The 1,495-nt window shown below is 57.7% G+C and carries 2 protein-coding genes; both read right to left on the minus strand.

Annotated features, from left to right (window positions below):
• Nucleotides 1–129: 129 nt before the first annotated feature.
• Nucleotides 130–783 (minus strand): hypothetical protein, encoded by a 654-nt coding sequence (locus C8J42_RS20595; protein WP_243644648.1) that lies wholly within the window; start codon nt 781–783, stop codon nt 130–132.
• Between the two features lie 106 nt (nt 784–889).
• Nucleotides 890–1,315 (minus strand): hypothetical protein, encoded by a 426-nt coding sequence (locus C8J42_RS19925; protein ID WP_133021541.1) that lies wholly within the window; start codon nt 1,313–1,315, stop codon nt 890–892.
• Between the last annotated feature and the right edge of the window lie 180 nt (nt 1,316–1,495).

Below are 1,495 nucleotides of genomic sequence, written 5' to 3' on the forward strand. Positions count from 1 at the left end.
CACGAGGTCAGGTCGACCCCGATCCAGGCATCGTACGTGAAGGGGCTGCAAATCTCATCTGCTGTCGAAATGCAGCCGCCGCGATACACCATCTTTGGGGATCGACTTGCAGAAAGCGGACCTGCTCCGTCAGCGGAGTAACTTAGGCAGCGGCGAGAACCGGCGAGCGAACTCGAGTAGGATATTGGCAGCGCGCTCATAGGTGCGGTCACAATTGCTGACGCTCGCGCCCGACGTGGTCAGCGAGCCGCGACGCCGTTCGAACGCGTATTGGACCCCATCGGTGCACGAGCGGTCACCACCTGAATAACCATCGGTGACGGAGTCGAATTGCGAAATAACTTGGTTGAATTCGGCAACAGGGACTTGGAAGCGGTATGTCTTCTGATCCTCGGTGTCGTCTGCCCGGCGCTCGAACACCACAACAACACCTTCCGCAAATGCGCCACGCCTTCGCATCGCCAGCGCATAGGCATAGTCTGACAAGGCAGGATCGACCCCCAAGCGAACCGAGTCCGGTCCCAACATGGCCATTGAGGCGAGCGCACCAAGTCGAGTGATTGCTCCGCTGCTCGGATCGATCACTGTCAGGTCAGTGAGCAATTCGCCGCGATGGACCCTTGAATGTGCACGAACTTCAGCACGACGTTCTCGATCACGCCACCACGCTACTCCCACCAATGTCCCGGCACAAACGATCTCGATCGCGACGAGAAGAGTGCATAGGTAGCCAATGCGGTGAAGCCATCGCCAGCGGAAATTCATGACGGGATGATCGGCCATCCGTTGAAGCTGAATGAATGTTACCCATCGGGCAAGTCGATCCTGCTGGCTGACGTCCGGGTATGGGCGGAAGCGAAATGGCCGGTATAAGAAGGAAAGCAGACGTTCAGCCGTCACCGTGGCATTGTGCCAGCACGACCTTCTTGGCAGGAATGTTGAACTCAACATCAACGTATGCACAGCCACCATCCGACACGCTCGGCAAGGATTGAGAGTTATCCAACCAGCGCCGTTCGCCAGCTTGCATCCCTTCAGGCGGGGGGCAGAGAAGAACAATTTGGCCGTTTGATGGCCCGCCAGCTTTAGCCCCACGGCACGACGAGAACTCCGCGTCGGGGCGGAAATACAAGGCACTTACGCGATCCTTTGACGTTTCTGCATAGGCGCGCGCATATGCTGTTAGCGGCTTTGCCCCGCGGGGCAGGGTGATCTGGCGCTCAACTAAATCCATGATCGCAGTTTGCTCTGGGCGAATGTGCGGCGTGCAACCTTCAGCAGCGAGCAGCAATGCCGGGGCGAGAAAACGTATCATTCGAGATGCTACACTGGGTCGGCGGAATGTCCAGATTTGGGCGTAAGCGGGATGGACGAGATGGGAAGGAAAGCGGACCGTCCTCTTATCGTGAGGCAGGCGGCGATAACGGACATTAAACCGCTTAACGCCGAACCTTGGGCGTTAGGGTATCTAGTGCCTGAACAATGTAGAGGGCGA

Source organism: Sphingomonas sp. PP-CE-1A-559, assembly GCF_004340965.1.
GTDB lineage: Bacteria > Pseudomonadota > Alphaproteobacteria > Sphingomonadales > Sphingomonadaceae > Sphingomonas.